The sequence below is a fragment of the Paenibacillus taichungensis genome (assembly GCF_003287275.1).
Lineage (GTDB): Bacteria > Bacillota > Bacilli > Paenibacillales > Paenibacillaceae > Paenibacillus > Paenibacillus taichungensis_A.
The window spans coordinates 187,847-204,272 of the sequence record NZ_QEVW01000006.1; the positions used below are offsets into that span (position 1 = coordinate 187,847).

At 46.8% G+C, this 16,426-nt stretch carries 16 protein-coding genes; 2 read left to right on the top strand and 14 right to left on the bottom strand.

Features of this window, described 5'->3' with window-relative positions; translation table 11 throughout:
• Positions 1-38 precede the first annotated feature (38 nt).
• The 12 genes from DC345_RS10105 to DC345_RS10160 form a co-directional block, all read right to left on the bottom strand.
• The gene (locus DC345_RS10105) at positions 39-1,244 is read right to left on the bottom strand and encodes a GerAB/ArcD/ProY family transporter (protein WP_113052979.1); all 1,206 of its coding nucleotides are present in this window, start codon (positions 1,242-1,244) and stop codon (positions 39-41) included.
• 47 nt (positions 1,245-1,291) lie between these two features.
• Complete coding sequence (locus tag DC345_RS10110) at positions 1,292-1,513, bottom strand: hypothetical protein (protein WP_113052980.1); 222 nt, start codon at positions 1,511-1,513, stop codon at positions 1,292-1,294.
• A complete protein-coding gene (locus DC345_RS10115) occupies positions 1,506-2,753 on the bottom strand; it encodes a Ger(x)C family spore germination protein (RefSeq protein WP_113052981.1) in 1,248 nt (415 codons plus the stop codon). The genes DC345_RS10110 and DC345_RS10115 overlap by 8 nt, the downstream gene beginning before the upstream one ends.
• A complete protein-coding gene (locus DC345_RS10120; protein ID WP_397333661.1) occupies positions 2,710-4,170 on the bottom strand; it encodes a spore germination protein in 1,461 nt (486 codons plus the stop codon). Before DC345_RS10120 ends, DC345_RS10115 begins: the two co-directional genes overlap by 44 nt.
• 315 nt (positions 4,171-4,485) lie before the next feature.
• Positions 4,486-4,821, bottom strand: coding sequence for a hypothetical protein (locus tag DC345_RS10125; RefSeq protein ID WP_113052983.1), 336 nt, complete (start codon positions 4,819-4,821; stop codon positions 4,486-4,488).
• A gap of 48 nt (positions 4,822-4,869) precedes the next feature.
• The gene (locus tag DC345_RS10130; protein ID WP_113052984.1) at positions 4,870-5,571 is read right to left on the bottom strand and encodes a pirin family protein; all 702 of its coding nucleotides are present in this window, start codon (positions 5,569-5,571) and stop codon (positions 4,870-4,872) included.
• Positions 5,572-5,797: 226 nt separating this feature from the next.
• Entirely contained in the window at positions 5,798-6,208 is a 411-nt protein-coding gene (locus DC345_RS10135) for a DoxX family protein (protein ID WP_181586545.1), read from the bottom strand.
• Positions 6,209-6,248: 40 nt separating this feature from the next.
• Positions 6,249-7,109, bottom strand: coding sequence for a M56 family metallopeptidase (locus DC345_RS10140; protein WP_113052986.1), 861 nt, complete (start codon positions 7,107-7,109; stop codon positions 6,249-6,251).
• 1 nt (position 7,110) lies between these two features.
• Positions 7,111-7,527 (bottom strand): BlaI/MecI/CopY family transcriptional regulator, encoded by a 417-nt coding sequence (locus DC345_RS10145; protein ID WP_076287498.1) that lies wholly within the window; start codon positions 7,525-7,527, stop codon positions 7,111-7,113.
• 245 nt (positions 7,528-7,772) lie between these two features.
• Positions 7,773-9,236: a catalase gene (locus DC345_RS10150; RefSeq protein ID WP_113052987.1), complete on the bottom strand. Its 1,464-nt coding sequence runs from the start codon at positions 9,234-9,236 to the stop codon at positions 7,773-7,775.
• A gap of 320 nt (positions 9,237-9,556) precedes the next feature.
• A complete protein-coding gene (locus DC345_RS10155) occupies positions 9,557-10,363 on the bottom strand; it encodes a winged helix-turn-helix transcriptional regulator (protein ID WP_113052988.1) in 807 nt (268 codons plus the stop codon).
• Positions 10,339-10,734 (bottom strand): Fur family transcriptional regulator, encoded by a 396-nt coding sequence (locus DC345_RS10160; protein ID WP_063567221.1) that lies wholly within the window; start codon positions 10,732-10,734, stop codon positions 10,339-10,341. The genes DC345_RS10155 and DC345_RS10160 overlap by 25 nt, the downstream gene beginning before the upstream one ends.
• A 276-nt stretch (positions 10,735-11,010) precedes the next feature.
• Here DC345_RS10160 and DC345_RS10165 point away from each other — a divergent pair, with 276 nt between their 5' ends.
• Complete coding sequence (locus DC345_RS10165; RefSeq protein WP_113052989.1) at positions 11,011-12,138, top strand: GGDEF domain-containing protein; 1,128 nt, start codon at positions 11,011-11,013, stop codon at positions 12,136-12,138.
• A gap of 135 nt (positions 12,139-12,273) precedes the next feature.
• Here the strand turns inward: DC345_RS10165 and DC345_RS10170 are convergent, their stop codons facing one another.
• The gene (locus tag DC345_RS10170; protein WP_063567219.1) at positions 12,274-13,212 is read right to left on the bottom strand and encodes an aldo/keto reductase family protein; all 939 of its coding nucleotides are present in this window, start codon (positions 13,210-13,212) and stop codon (positions 12,274-12,276) included.
• A gap of 209 nt (positions 13,213-13,421) precedes the next feature.
• On the bottom strand, positions 13,422-15,068 hold the full coding sequence (locus DC345_RS10175) for a cellulase family glycosylhydrolase (RefSeq protein WP_113052990.1): 1,647 nt from the start codon (positions 15,066-15,068) through the stop codon (positions 13,422-13,424).
• A 303-nt stretch (positions 15,069-15,371) separates the two neighbouring features.
• On the opposite strand from DC345_RS10175, the gene DC345_RS10180 reads away from it, so the two are divergent.
• Positions 15,372-16,385, top strand: coding sequence for a LacI family DNA-binding transcriptional regulator (locus DC345_RS10180; protein ID WP_113052991.1), 1,014 nt, complete (start codon positions 15,372-15,374; stop codon positions 16,383-16,385).
• The last annotated feature ends 41 nt before the right edge of the window (positions 16,386-16,426 follow it).

Below are 16,426 nucleotides of genomic sequence, written 5' to 3' on the forward strand. Positions count from 1 at the left end.
TTCAGTGGTTCATCTATAACGATTTTTGATGGGATATATCAGGAAGGCTGTAGTTCTCCACCCTGATGTCCTTCACGTTTGTCCCCGTCAGAATTCTCTCTGCCCTGTGATACTTTCCCTTGTTTGTCCTCTTTTGGTTTCTGCTTTTGTTTCTGGTTATCTGTTGTCCGTCGATCATTCGCACTTTTTTTGCGAGGACGAAGGAACACGAAGAGTATGATGGGAAATAGTATCTCGAACACAATCCCAATCCATGTCCATTCGCGTGTAAAGCGGAAGAGCTGAACAGCGTTTTTGAAAAACCAGAAGGCGCAGACAAATCCGATCAAAGCAACTGGCCCTGTCATGACTTTACCCGAGACGTTCGGAATCATTCGTTTCAGTCCCCAACAGACAAAATACAGATCAAATGCGATCTTTGTAATCAACGTAGGTAGCGTTACCGCTGCTAGTGCAAGGTCAAACCGATCAAGAAAATCACTAATTTGCAGTTGCCTTGCAAGCTCATAGGAGGGATATACCAGTCTGGATGCAATGGGTACACCCACAGCCAAGATGGTTTCGATGACAATCAGCATCATTAACAGGGCCGCAATCGTAATCCCCCACATAACCGACTTGAATCGAAAATCACTGCCTTTAATTACAAAAGGGATGGCAATCATCTCACCAAAAAAGGAAAATATGTACCAACTCCCCTTGCCAACTCCAGCAACATTGATGTCAAAATACGGCATGAGATTATCCATGTTTATTTGCTGAATGAGCATAAACGGCAAAATCAATGAATTCAGCACAAACAGAGTAACATACAGCTCGGACATCCCTATTAAGGACCCCAAACCACCCCTCACGATAAAAACAACCATGACCAACAGGGTCAATACAATTATGGAAATCGGAGTCGTCTCCAGCAAGGTAATGCTTACATAGTCACCGATTAACCGGATATCACGGGCGAAGATAAAGAGAAAAAACAGGGTATACAACACACCTGTCACACGTCCCAAAAAGGGGAAACGCTCCACTAAAGATTCAAACAAATCCCGATCGGGGAACCGTCGCTGAACACGGCTTAACATCCATAGTGATACCACCATGACAAGAAACACAGGGATATAAGATAAATAGGCGTGCTGTTCAGCATAAAAAATGGCTTGTGCATGGGGTTGCATCAACGTGCCTGTAATACTAAGAAGCATGATGAGCAGCACCAACTGACGACTGGTCACTTTCTGATTCATGGAATACCTCCTTTCTGTCTTTATGCTTCAAAATTCGTTGAAAAGCCTTACGGTAACGGTAGCCAACGTTGAATTAACTGGGTAAGCCATGCCGACACAAAGACGGTTTTGCTCAAGTTAGTCACATAGAACCAAATTCCGGCGCTGATGGCGATCAGTCCGTAGGATAACCACCGATTAATGACCGCTGCCTGCTTCACATGTTTGAAATCCATGATGATTACAGCAATAACCATACCCAAATAAGTGAATAACAGCGGCTTAATCATGGACAATATCCTCCTCTTGTAATCCAATCGGTTTATTGATAACCCCTACATTTTCAATGATGATGTGTGGTTCAACAATCACCTTCACATCCGGATAGATATCATCCCACCGATCCCTTATTTTTTTCCATTCCCGAGGAAGCTGCTGATGAATGGAACGACCCAGACCCAAAATATCCGCAGGATATTGTTTTTGAATCAGCCTAATCCCTTCCTTAATATCATCTTCAATTTTCTGGTGAAGGACCTGAGTAAGGCTCTGCATCTCCTGGTCTCGCAAATCACCATAATTGGATTCGTTATCTACCATGACTCCCTTCGCATACAACTCGATCGTCACCGTGACTTTCCCGTTTTCAACATGAGGATGCAAGGATGAGTTATTTTCGTTTAATTTGATGAACACATCACCTTTTCCACGCGGAGCTTTTACCATCACTTCCGGCTCATTGGCTTCGCCCATGGCTAAAATAAGCGCATCGGCGGGAGCCTTCTCTATCATGCCTACCAGTTTGTCCTTCTTGAAAATAGCGATCCCATCTAACTTAATGTTCGTCTTAACGTCCTTCCAGTTACTCGGCACATTGTCAGCAGTCGAAGCAACTGGTAGAAATGGATCTACTCCTTCGGAAAGAATTGCATCCGTAAATGTCTTGAGTGAACGTGGTCTGCGCATATTCAGGAAACACAGCTCACGTACCATTTCAGAAGGGAACTTTTCAATTGGCGCATCGGTATCCAGCACTTTGTAGGCAGATCCTTTGGTGACAATTGGTAGAGCAGAGAGTCGGTTAAGCGGGTAACGCGTAAGTAAGTCCAGCATGGGAGCAACGCCTTCACGTGCAAGCTCTTCTCCGATCAGCATGGTACGTCGATGTGCATAATAAAGCTCACGGGAAAGTGCCTTTTGGCCTTCAATCGAAGTCCCGCGCAAGGTTTTAGCTGTATTGGATAACATGAACCACGATTTGTCGCCACTTGTGCCCCCACCACCACCTTCACTTCCAGAGGAACCGGACTGGCCGGGAAGGGCAATTTGCAGACTGGTTCTGTAGTTATCCTCTTCTTTGTCGATGGAGAGACCAATGACAAAAGCGATATCATTAATTTCCTTCCGATCCCAGCAACCTGATATGAAAATAGTACATAGGAGCAGTATGGCTACCGCCCGCCGTTTACGGATGAGAACCATGTGCTCACCACCCTTCTTCTGCTTCAGGGGAACCGTTGATCTTCTCATTCATCCGCTGCTGGTCACGATGAACAGTTGAAGGACGATGGATCATCTTCCACCATGGTGTACGAATAACAATATCCTTGGTATCCGTTTTGCTATAGGGGCTGAGACCTGATAGATAAGGTACTCCAAAAGAGGTCATTTGTGTTAGATGTACCGAGATCAGCACCAGTCCGATTACAATGCCATACAAGCCCAGTGCACCAGCAAGCAGCATGATCGGAAAACGCAGTAAACGTACCGTAATGGCAAAGTTAAAACGAGGAATCGTGAAAGACGCAATGCCTGTCATAGATACGATAATAACCATGGGAGCGGACACGATCCCCGCCTGAACGGCTGCCTGTCCAATCACAAGTGCCCCCAAAATACTGACGGCCTGACCTACCGTTTTGGGTAACCTGACCCCCGCTTCCCGCAGAGCCTCGAATGACAGTTCCATGATGAGGGCCTCTACCAGTGCAGGGAATGGAATGGCCTCCCTTGCCCCGGCAATACTCAGAATCAGCGTGGTTGGCAACATATCCTGATGGAAGGTTGTAATGGCGATATAGAGTGCAGGCAGAAATAGAGCGATAGCTACAAACAAAAACCGAATCCATCTTACCAGATTACTGATAAAGAACCGTTCGTAATAATCCTCACTGGCCTGAAGCATTTGCCACATGGTCACTGGAGCAATAAGGGCAAACGGGCTTCCATCCACAAAGATGGCAAATCGGCCTTCCAGCAGATTACCTGCCACCGTATCCGGACGTTCGGTATAATGCATCTGCGGAAAAGGGGAATATGGATGATCTTCAATAAGTTCTTCTATATATCCCGTTTCGAGAATGCCATCGATTTTAATTTTATTGAGACGCTTTTTGACATCTTTAATCAGCTTGGGGTCGGCAATATCGTCGATGTAGGTCAGCACCACATTGGTTTTGGTCTCGGTCCCAATGGTCATGCTTAACATCTTAAGTGCAGGTGTTTTCAGCTTGAAACGAAGCAGAGCTGTGTTCACCCGTAATGTCTCGGTGAAGCCTTCGCGTGGCCCCCGGATAACCGACTCGGTCTGGGGTTCCTCAACACCACGTCGCACACCGCCCTTGACGTTAAATAGCCAAGCCTCTTTGCTGCCGTTGATCAACAGCAGTGCGGAAGATTCCAGCACACCCTCCGCTGCGTCTGCCCAGGTATCCACTCTCTTCACCTGCGTCAGGGCGATACGTGTATCATCCAGAGGAGCCGCAGGTTCATCCGTACGTTGCTCGATCAGACCACGAATGAGTGGCCGAAGCATATGATCCTGAATGTCCGTCGAATTCACGATGCCTTCGATGTATACAAGCAGTCCTTCCACTTCAGATGAAATCTTGACATTGCGGAAGACCACATCCGAGCAATCTGAGAAAATGTCTTCCAGTGCCAACATATGGCTTTCATGTGAAAGGCTTATCGGTTGCCTCAAAATAGGGGGAGACGGCAACCCCAAAGGGATGTGTTTCTTTTTTTCTGAATCCCCGGAACCATCTTTCCCTGATGTTTTGTCCGCCATATGCCGCCCTCCGTTCCTGTTTTTTTATACAAGGTAGCTTGTGCCAGAGCGCGCAGAATTATGTGATCTTTTTATAAAAATCCAGATACCTTCTTCAACTAGGGCAGCAAAAAAAGGCCTCTGTATGGATAACAGAGACCTCTGGGCTGCATAGGTCAAGCTTAAATTTTTATTAAAAGTGATCTGCTTCGATTAGTCGGCAAAATAGTCTTCAGGAACATAGCGGATCTCCGATTCCGCATATATCGTCAATGTATGGCGTTCTCTATCATACTGAACCTGGTCTCCCTGAACGTAATACCAGTGCTTCACCAAGGGCTGATCTTTACGCTGTACAAAGCGAAACACGTTCAGTTCCTGTCTAAGCTCCATAATGCTATCCACCGCCTGTTGCTCCAGACCCGTAACGGTAAAAACAAATCCATTGCCTTCTTTTTGATAGCGATAGGACATCGAATCTGTTTTGCTGTTCACCAGCCCTCGCCCAGTCACTGCATGTTTAACCATGAACCATTCCTGCTGCGTCATAAAAGTACATCCTCCTTTAATCTTGGAGTTTCAATCCATTTCGGTAATCTAGGGCAGATCGATTAACATATAAAAAGCGACCTGGCTTGCATCCAGCTTCATGGATGTCGTCTGTTCCACACGTGCCGTATCCCCTTCATTTAGCTGATACTCTCCGTTCAAGCCAATCTTGCCTTCTATAGCAAAAATGTACATACGGCGATCTTCCGCCTGTTCATATGTTAAAGTCTGACCTGCATCCAATCGGCCAAGATAGATGGTCATATCCTGATGAATGGACGCGATACGTCCCCCACCTTCAGGGGAAACCACGGGTACGAGTGCTCCCGCGAGTGCGTCCGGATCAAAAGAAGTCGTCTCATAAGACGGCTCAAGTCCTCTCGTATGTGGCATAAACCAGAGCTGAAGTATACGTACTTCTTCGGAATCCGAGGCATTGTGTTCGGTATGAATCATGCCACTGCCTGCTGACATGCGCTGAATTCCACCAAATGATGTAACTGCCACATTGCCCAGGTTATCTTCATGACGCAACTTCCCGTTCAGCACGATGGACACAATCTCCATATCACTATGCGGGTGTGCCCCGAAACCACGACCAGGGGCAATTACATCGTCGTTAGCTACCCGCATGGGTCCAAACGCAGTATTCTCCGGGTCCTGATATTCACCAAAGGAAAAGCTGTGATTGCCGCGCAGCCAGCCCCGGTCGAAGCTGGAGCGGGAATCGGATGGAATGACGTTAATCATAAAGCGCACCCTCCTATATGTTCTCTTATTTTTTCTTAGTAGCATACTTATTCTCATTGTACCAAATCGATGGGCTTTTCGTCCAAAACAAAAAGCCTTTTCCCGGTTCGAACGGTCCACACGTAAAAATTGTGCGTAAGCCGGACTAGCGAGAAAAGGCCTCTATGCAGGATATACCTGCTTGTATGAAATTATTATCCATCCCTATTGGATGGTGATAACCCCGTTATGCACTCACTTTCTGACGAGCGTTCCCTTGTCTGGAGAAGAAATGATCCACCGCCAGGAAACGGCTGCCTGTGAAGAGTAGTGTCAATGAACCGGCCAGCATCAGATATTCAAACTCAGTACCACTCATGAACGGCTGCCCCACTTTGGCAGTAAGCAGAACCCCGCCCATCACTACAATGAACAATGCAGCAAATACTCGTGTTCCCAAGCCCAGAATCATGGCTGCACCACCCACCAGCTCAATGATCGCTACAACCGATGCCAGAAAACCAGGAATGCCGATACTTTCAAAGAACCCGACTGTACCGCTAATTCCACCTTCGAATTTGCTCCAACCATGTAATACAAAAATAAGACCAATCATGATCCTTGAAAAAAACAAACCAATCTCCACGCTTCTATTCATATTCATCTTCCTCCTTGGAGTTTAAGTTCAACGTTACATTTCACCCAATTGACCAAACAAACAAGACAGACAACAGCAGGATCACTGTGGCAGAAATGAATACCGCATAGCGGGGAAGCGACAGTGAAACATCCTGTTCCGGGTCTAATAGACGGGATATACGTACATTCACCGAAGTATCGGCAAAAGACGATTGAATAGCTGTCTCTCTAATTCTCCAAGGTTCAGGGCAAGCCCGGATCAGTTTGAGCAGTGCACTACCAATGCCCGCAGCGTTCCCTGTACGTTCAATTGCTTCATTGTCAGCCAGTATTTCTCTAATGATATTGTAATGTTTTGAAGTATGCTTCAACACCGGAATATAAGGCATCATCACGGCAAATACCGACAATAATGTCGTCTTGAGTGGATCACGATGCCACAGATGGTGCACTTCATGATACACAACCGCTCTTTCTTCTTCAGCATCCAGCATCGTGAGTAGCCCTGTGGAAAGCACAATACAAGGTTTCCAGAGACCAATCGTAAATGCCACCGGTGACGGCTTGTCCACCACAATGAATCCAGGTTGTTTCAAATGTTGGTACCGCACCTGAAGGTCCTGAGACATGGCCCTATCTTCCATTGACCGAAGCTTCCTTACCGCTGCACGTGTCTTAATCATCCGATCGAACAGCAACCAGCCTGTACCTGCAAAAGTCAGGAGAACCAGTGCCATAAGAACATGCCCCATGGATAACCAACCCAGCCTGCTCATCCAATGATTACACAGCCAGAGCAGATTAAACGGAATGTCCCAACCGAAAATTTTGTACATCGCGTACATGAACATCTGCATGAACACGAATAACGGAATGCCAAACCCGACGGTAAACAACAGCTTCGAGCGGGCCTTCCACATGTCAATCGCTATCCTTTTTCCATTGCTTAATCTTCTGCTCCAGACGCTCAATCAACCCTGCATCTGCTTCATCCAGCGCATCCAGCATGTGATTCACAGCAAGTACCCCGAATTCATCCACCAACTCATGTGACAATTCCTTGGATTGGTCGTTCATAAACTCCTCCCTGCTCTGTACCGGATGGTACAGTGACGTTCGGCCCTTCTGCGACTTGTGGAGCAGCTCCTTGTCCACGAGACGATTCATCACCGTCATGACTGTATTGAAATTAACGTCTTTATCTTTTTCTAGTGCGGTTTGCACTTCGCGAATGCTGCTGCCTGGACGCGCCCATAGAATGTCCATAATCTTCGCCTCCAGCGGACCGAAAAACCGGTTCAGTCCACGCTCACCCACTTTAAAATTGTGTATTCTCATGTTCAGACACCCCTCACACTACCCATTGTAGTGCCAACAAACGAGAAGTCAACCTCTATGTCAGCTATTTATTGTAAATGATTTGTAAATATGTTTTCCATTTCAGAATATTATTTAGATGCACTAGTTCAGCCAATCGTTAAAAAAAGCCTAAAGACCGGGCAGGTCTGCTATTCCGCAGTCCTGCCCGGTCTAATTCATAAATCGATTATTCGTTTCTGAAATAATGATGGAATGATTGCTTTTTATTTACGATCCTGTGAGGGCATAAATGCGGAAATATCCACACCCAGTCCATGAGCCAAACGACCACCGAGCTGTCCATCTGCCTGGAAGAAATGGCACAAAGCACGCAGCTGGGTCTGTTCCGGTACTGCCTTCAAGTCATTGATCAGGTTATCGAGCAAATGTTGCTGCTCCACCGCCGTGAATGAACGGAACAACTCCCCTGACTGCGTATAGTTATCGGTTTTCTCTATTTTCTCCCGTGTAACATGGCCCTGTAACGGAGCTTGACTGTCACGATATTCAGGTGCTTCCTCCGGGCTGTTGCCCGAGCTGTTCGGTTCATAGTTTACCGGGGACGGGTCCTGATTCACATTCATCAATCCATCACGCTGATGATTGCGGACCGGAGCATAAGGACAGTTCACCGGAATCTGCAAATAGTTTGGTCCCAGCCGGTGGCGCTGTGTATCCGGATAAGAGAACAGACGACCTTGCAGCAATTTATCTTCGGAAGGCTCGATCCCAGGCACCAAAGCGCTTGGTGAAAAGGCTGCTTGCTCTACTTCTGCGAAGAAGTTTTGTGGATTTCGGTTCAATGTCATGGTTCCGATCGTCTGGAACGGCAGTACATCTTCCGGCCAAGTCTTGGTTGGGTCGAGCGGATCGAAGGCGAAATCATCCATCTGCTCCGGTTTCAGCAACTGTACCTGCAGCTTCCACTGCGGGTATTGCCCGTTTTTGATATGATCGTGCAAATCCCGGGTGGCATGGTTAAAATCCTGTCCTTGCACCTCAGCTGCCTCTTGACGTGAGAAGCCTCGTACGCCTTGAGCCGATTCCCACTTGTATTTCACATAATGGACTTGCCCTTGAGCATTAATCCATTTGAAGGCGTGTACGCCGAATCCATCCATTTCACGGTAACTTGCTGGTGTACCCAGATCGGAGAACAACCAGGTCATCATATGAGTAGACTCGGGTGATAGTGTCATGAAGTCCCAGTAGCGTGCAGGGTCCTGGATATTCGTATCCGGCGCAGGCTTCAGGGAATGAACCATATCCGGGAACTTCATCGCATCACGGATGAAAAAGACGGGTAAGTGGTTACCCACAATATCATAGTTCCCTTCACGGGTGTAGAACTTCACAGCAAATCCACGTGGATCACGCGCTGTCTCCGGTGAACCCGTTCCGTGAATTACGGTCGAGAACCGCACCAGTACATCCGTCTCTGTGCCCGGGTCTTGTAAGAAATCGGCTGTCGTATAAGCCTTCATGCTCTTCTCCAGCGTAAACACACCATGTGCACCAGCACCTCTCGCATGAACGACCCGTTCCGGAATACGCTCACGGTCAAAGTGTGCGATCTTCTCAAGCAGATGATAATCCTCAAGTAATGTGGGGCCTCTTCTTCCTGCTGTACGGGAGTTTTGGTTGTCACCTACGGGTGCACCCTGATTGGTTGTCATGCGTTCTGTCATATCGTTATCCTCCTCATGTTGGTCTCATGCCTGCTGTATATACTCTATTAAAATCATATTCACCATCGGTTTAAATATACATTTAGACTTGATCTAACTGTTAAATTGATTCTAACATGTCCCACTCGCCCCTTGCATGAGGTTCGTATGAGATTAAGATGAGTTTCTTGCTCATTTCATGAATGAAATATGAACATCAACTTGGAGTAAGATGAGCATTGAGCCATTCCGATTGGCTTGATCTACTCTATCTAGTGGATATACCCGCATACGAGTGACATGAACAGCATTATATGTTCACACACAAAAAAAAAAGCGGACTAATCCGCCAGGCGGTAGCCCACTCCTCTTACCGTTACTATATATTGAGGCGAAGCCGCGTTATCGCCAAGTTTTTTGCGCAAACTTTTGATATGAACATCCACCACATTGCTTCCACCCGTAAAATCAGTCTCCCAAATATCGCTGAGCATCTCCTCACGGGAAATTACTGCACCTTTGGCATCAATCAGCTTCAGCAGCAGATCATACTCTGTCTTGGTCAAATGAATACGGTCATTATTGCGATGCACGCTCATCCGCTCACGATCCAACCAAAGATCCTTGAAGCCAATACGTTGACCTTCCTGAGGCAGAAATCCGCGTTTCGGAGCTGCAGGACTATTGCCGATCATGCGTTGCACACGATACAATGCTTCCTGCGGACGGGCTGGCCAGACCAGTAATTCCTCCTGAAGCATCGGGCCACTGGCACTGCCAATCATCTTCTCTCCCACCAGATACAGGCAGGGTGTTGCATGTTCCGCTTCCCGATTCAATCGGCTGCTGATTCCCGCAAAAGCATCAATAGTTCCAGCAACAGACAGGTCATAGATCAACAGATCAAATACAAGCCGTTCATGCAAATCAGGCTCCCAGCGGTGGAACACCAGCACATCGAAGCAGCTGTCCGTCAAGGCCTTGACCAGTTCATGTACCTGCCCGGGCATCGGACTGATCAGAATGACCCGTCTCGTGACCGGGCAATTATCCACAAGGGGAGTTGAATCCGCAAGGGCAGGCTTGACCCGGAGCGGCAAACGACGACCGGACAGGTTGATTTTTACTTGACCCGTTTGTTTCTGCATTCCGCGCAGACACCTCCAAAGACCACATGAGCGTGATCAATCGCATACCCGGTTTCCTCCGCGACTTGCTTCATCCATTGCGGAGGAACCTCCGTCATGACTTCATCCACCTTGCCGCATACTTCACACATAATATGTTGGTGATCATCCATGCGGGCATCATAACGACTGGCTGTCTCACCTAACTTGAGCTCTCGAATCAATTCTTTATCTGTTAAATATCGGAGTGAATTATATACCGTACCATAAGCCAAATTATAACCTTGCTCCACCAGACGGTTCATCACTTCTGCTGCCGTTGGATGGTCTTCGGAATGACGGACTACATCGTAAACGGCTTGACGCTGTATCGTCAGATTTAGAGTTCTCACCAGCAATTCTCCTTTATTAACCCATTCAGTAGTATATAAGATGACACAGCAATCTACTGATTGCTATGATTCCCTGAAACATCAAAATCAATTTTGACTTAGATTAAGTATAAATCTCATTGTATAATGAAGTCAATATCCGACTATTTTATTCATGATTAGTGATAGGCGAACCATCTTCTACGCGGACATAACCCCCACTTGGGATAATATGGTTCGCTACTATACTGCTTTTCAGCTAAAATATAGTAATGTGCGCTAAAGGAGGGATGCTTGTTGCTAAGCACGTTTTTCGTCAATCTCTGTGTCATGATCACGTTCATGTATGTGTCCGGAATCATAGCCAAATTCTATCGTATCCGCGTGCCCTTTCCCTCGATGCGTGTTCAGATGATCGGTGGTCTGCTGTTCGGAATCTATGGAACGGTACTGATGAACTATTCCTTTCCTTTAAATGAAACTACCATTGTAGATTTACGTCATTTGGCTATTGTCACAGCAGCCGTATATTTAGGAGGACTGGCTTCGGTCATCTCTGGACTTGTCATTTCCATCCTGCGTATTGTCATGTTTGGAATGTCATCCGCTGCCATCGATGCAGCATTTGTCATGACGATCATCGGACTGTCCGGTGTATATTTTGCCTATGCTCCCTGGTCCCGATTAACCAAGATTATTACCATGAACCTGCTGGGTATGACCCTGATCTTTGTGATCCTGATGCTGAATACAACCAGCATGAACTCATTATTGAAAGTGTATCCTTTACAGATGACCATTTCTTTTGTCGGTGGAATCTTTATTTATTTCATCGCAGAATTCATTAATAAATCGAATGAGATGTTGTTCCTGCTCGAACGAAAAGCGACCACCGACCACCTTACCAACCTCAGTAATCGCAGACAATTTGAGAAATCACTTGAGTTTGAACTGGAACGGGCACGTGAGCACAAGCAAAAACTATCGCTATTGGTCATCGACATCGATCGGTTCAAAAAAGTAAATGACACCTTCGGTCATACTTCAGGTGATGCGGTCCTGAAACAACTCGGACAATTGCTCATTGAGCATGCCCGCTCAACGGATATCGTCTCTCGGAACGGAGGAGAGGAATTTGCTATACTATTGCTCGATTGTGGTCACCACCAAGCCATGGCCATTGCCGAGTCCATCAGACAATCGGTCGAGAAGTACCATTTCGCCCTACCTGATGGCAATACGATCCGACTGACTATCTCTATCGGGGTCGCTGTTTTTCCAGATCACTGCGACCACCGGGATGATAACGATTTCTTTGAACAGGCAGACCGTGCATTATATGAAGCCAAGAATACAGGCCGGAACCGGGTTTGTGCCATTCCACTGCGTTCAAGGTCGCTCTCTGGCGGCCAAAGCCCATTCTAATATAAAAACCAAAAAAAGGGATGTCCCCATAGCCTATCAGGCTAGCCAGGACATCCCTTTCTGATCTCACCATTTTGCATCATTCGAATCAACTCGCTTATGGGTACAATAGCAACCTTTGAGGTTGATTATGCCTTAAGCTAAGATTTGTTCGATTTCTTCAACGATGGCAGCATCCAACTTCACACCGGAAGCGGCAGCGTTCTCTTTCACCTGCTCAGGGCGGCTTGCTCCTACAAGTGCACTGGACACGTTATTCTGGCGCAGAATCCACGCCAGAGCCAATTGGCCGACCTTCAGGTCCAGCTTGTCTGCCACTTCAATTAACTGGCGAACCTTGCCGATCCGATCAGCGTTAATCTTCCCTTCATCCCATCCCAGCTTCGCTGCCCGGCTGTTCTCGGGAATATCGGACACCGAGGTGTATTTCCCGGTTAACAATCCTTGGGCCAGTGGGGAGTAAACAACTTGTCCAATTCCTTTGCGCTCACCCAACGGGATGATTTCACTTTCGATATAGCGGTCAAACATGTTGTACACTGGCTGGTTCACCACAATATGATCCAGCAACAGGCGATCAGCGGTACCCAGTGCAGCTTCCATCTGTGCCGCGGTCCATTGACTAACACCTACGTAGAGCACCTTACCTTGACGCACCAGATCATCAAGTGCTCGCAGAGTCTCTTCAATCGGTGTTTCGGTATGATAGCGATGGCAATAATATATGTCTACATAATCAACGCCCAGCCGTTGCAAGCTGGCTTCGCATTGTTCCTTAATATGTTTACGGGATAACCCTTGGTCATTTGGACCGTCACCCATTTTGCCAAAAACCTTAGTTGCAAGGACATAGGAATCGCGGGAATACGCTTTCAATGTCTGCCCCAGCAGTTCTTCTGCTGCACCCCGTTCGTACACATTGGCTGTATCGAAAAAGTTGATGCCTTCATCGAATGCGGCTTCAATTGATTTCACCGCGTTTTCACGTTCCACATATCCTCCGTATGTCAGCCAGCTACCCAGGCTAATCTCGCTTACTTTCAGTCCGCTTCCACCTAATCTACGGTATTCCATTGAATGCACATCCTCCTCTAAACTGATTATTGATGAAGTTCCCTTTCTATTGTAACGTATTCGGCTCGGATTAAAAGGGCTTTGGAGAAGAATTTGGCAAATAGATCGGAAAGCATATGAAAAGCTCCGCTAAATAAGCGGAGCCACGATACGCGTCAAATTATCTAGTCACCACATTCTAATAAAGGATCGCTAGTTGCTGGTTTGTCTTAGTTAGCTGTTACGATAAATTGTTCCCATGCTCCTCCCACAGCGTTACGATTGGCATACAGAACGCCTCCGTTATTCAGATCCGCACTGACATATTTACCGTTCGCCACGGATTTGAAGGCAACCAGTCCACCACCCAGATTTTCACGGGTAAACTTCTCCCATGTCGAAGGATATGTGGCCGAGGCAATCAAACGCCCGCCATTATTCAGATCAGCTTGCACATATTTGATGTTGCTCATCGATAGCAAGGATACCGTCCCATCCGAATTTTGGATGATTTTGAACCTTTCCCAATGTCCTGCAGTATCCCGATTGGCTACCAGCGGATCTGCACCACCATTCTCTGCGCTGACAAAAGTGCCATTAGCGTTGGCTTTCAGGCTGGACCATGTTTCTGTAAAAGGAGCCGTTCCCGTATGTTTCTTGACCACATTCTGGAACGAAGTATTAGAGGCAAAGTTCGCGGTTGTGAACTTGCTCCATTTGGAAGCAATCGTTGCCGCGCTGTCGGTATTCAGGTTCGGTGCCGGGTTGTTATTGTTGTTATAATAACCCCAAGTCCCTCCCCCTTTGACCTTATAACTCCAGTTCGTCCACGAAGCATTCAGTGCATTCAGACCGGATAGCCACTTCTCGGTCAGATCATCCTGACCAAACGAGAACTCGCCCGCTAACACCGGTACGTTCCAATTCTTCTGATAGGACGCCATATCCTTCAACCAGCGATCCATCTCCGAATTGGTCAGATCCCAGTTGTTGTAATCCGTGAATTGATAATGGTGCGTTTGATACATCACATTCGTCCAGCCATAAGTCGTTGGTGGAGAAGCTGCCCACCAGTCGAAGAATGCCGCGATAATGATCATGTGATCGGCATCCTTGGCACGGACGGCTTTGTACATCCGGTCATAGAAATCCATCTTTTGCTTGATTTGAGCAGCATTTTCACCCGTTCCCATGGTCACAAGAGGTTCATTGAGCAAATCGTACGCGGCAACGGTTGGATTTCCTTTGTAACGTGTTGCCATCCGTTCCCAGATCTGAATAGTCCAGTTCTGGTATGTAGAATTGGTCCACAGTTGGTTGGAATTCTCCTGACCGCAGGAATGCCATGGACAAGCTGCCCCAGGTGCACCGTGCAGATCGAGAATGACATACAGGTTCCGTTTGCCCGCTTCATCAATTAGCCAATCCAGTTTGCGGAACGTTACCGAATCAGGCTTCATGACACCGCTGGTGTTCATAAAATCCTCCCAATAGATCGGCACACGTACAACGTTCATACCCCAGTTCTTGATGTTATCCAGATCACCAGCCTGAATCCAGTTGTCCTGATATCCATTGATCAGGCTTTGTGCACCCGATTCACCAAAACGATTCGTCAATGTGCGACGCAGCGTGTATTCATCTACCGCCCCGGAGGGCGTCATCCATTCTTCCTGCAGCAGCCAGCCACCCAAATTTGTTCCACGCAGATTTACCACATTGCCTGCACCTGAATTATTGCGGACAACCGTCCCATTAGCCTTCAGAAAATCCCCTGATCCAAAAGCCGCACTTGCCTTCGGTGAACCTACTGCCGAAGCCAGCAGTCCCAGCAGCAGACAACTGCACAACAGCATGATAGTGCTCTTCTTCAACATGTTGACGCCTCCCTTAAATGGTCATATCTTGAGGTATGACTGAACCAGGATGCAGCACTCACGACAGGTAACGGTAATGCTATATAAACAGCGGGTATACGTGGGGTGAAATCCATGGGTGTCCGCTATTTATCACAATTGAAGGGGTGGTGAAATCGATTACATTTCATTAAATATTAAACCCTTTATCTCTCCACTATCCCCAATTATTGTTTCAATCGGTTATAACTTGTAATCGTTTTCAATTGGAATTATAATGAATTTGAATTAATTGTCAATCACTTATTTGGAGTTGTGAAGAATATGGATGTCAAAATCATTGATGTAGCTGCCATTGCAGGTGTGTCCCCGGCAACCGTTTCGCGGGTCATTAATCAGCACAGCAAAGTAAGCACCAAAACCAAAGATAAGGTGATGCGCGCCATTGAGCAATTGGGATATCACCCCAACGCAGCAGCCAAGAATCTTCGTTCACAGAGAACCATGACGATTGGTGTCATCGTTCCGGATATTAACAACTCCTATTATGCCGAAATTATTAAAGGCATTGAGAACATCGCCTACGCCCGCCATTACAAGGTCATTATATGTGATGCTCATAACCTGAAAGAGCGAGAAGTCGATTATCTCAATTTGCTGCTGGATCGGACCATTGACGGTGTCATCATTATCACGCCCATGCTGGCAGATGAGGAATTATTCCAACTTGCGGATAAGGGGTATCGCATTGGCATCGTCGGCAAATACATCGAACATGATCAGATCCCGTGTATATATACAGATAACGTGAAATTCTCCCAGGAAGTGGTTCAGCATCTCGTTGAGGCCGGACATCGAAATATTGTTTTCTTAAACGGTTATCCTGAAGCAATCGACAGCTATGAAAGACTAGAAGGCTACTTGAAGGCCCTGCGCAATCATCAGATTCCATTCCGCCCCGAACTGATCGAGAATGGAAACTTCAATGAAGAAGGCGGCTATGAAGCCATCAAAAGACTGTTTAACAAAGGCCTGTCCTTCACCGCTGTATATGCAGCTAATGATGAAATGGCGCTAGGTGTATACAAGGCATGTACGGAATACGGAATACGCATCCCCGAGCAATTGGCAATCGTAGGTGTAGACAACAATCGAATCAGCAAATACATCCATCCTACACTAAGTTCGGTGAACCAGCCCAAGTACACGATGGGGGCCATTCTTATGGAGAAGATGATTGACACAATGAATACGAATGAATTTCAGGATAAACGTGTATTTAAAGTAGACTCAGAACTGTTGGTTCGAGCTTCCTCTTCCTTCAAAATAACAACATAAAGCGCACCCGTTACAGGTGCGCCTAGTTTAATATATTATCT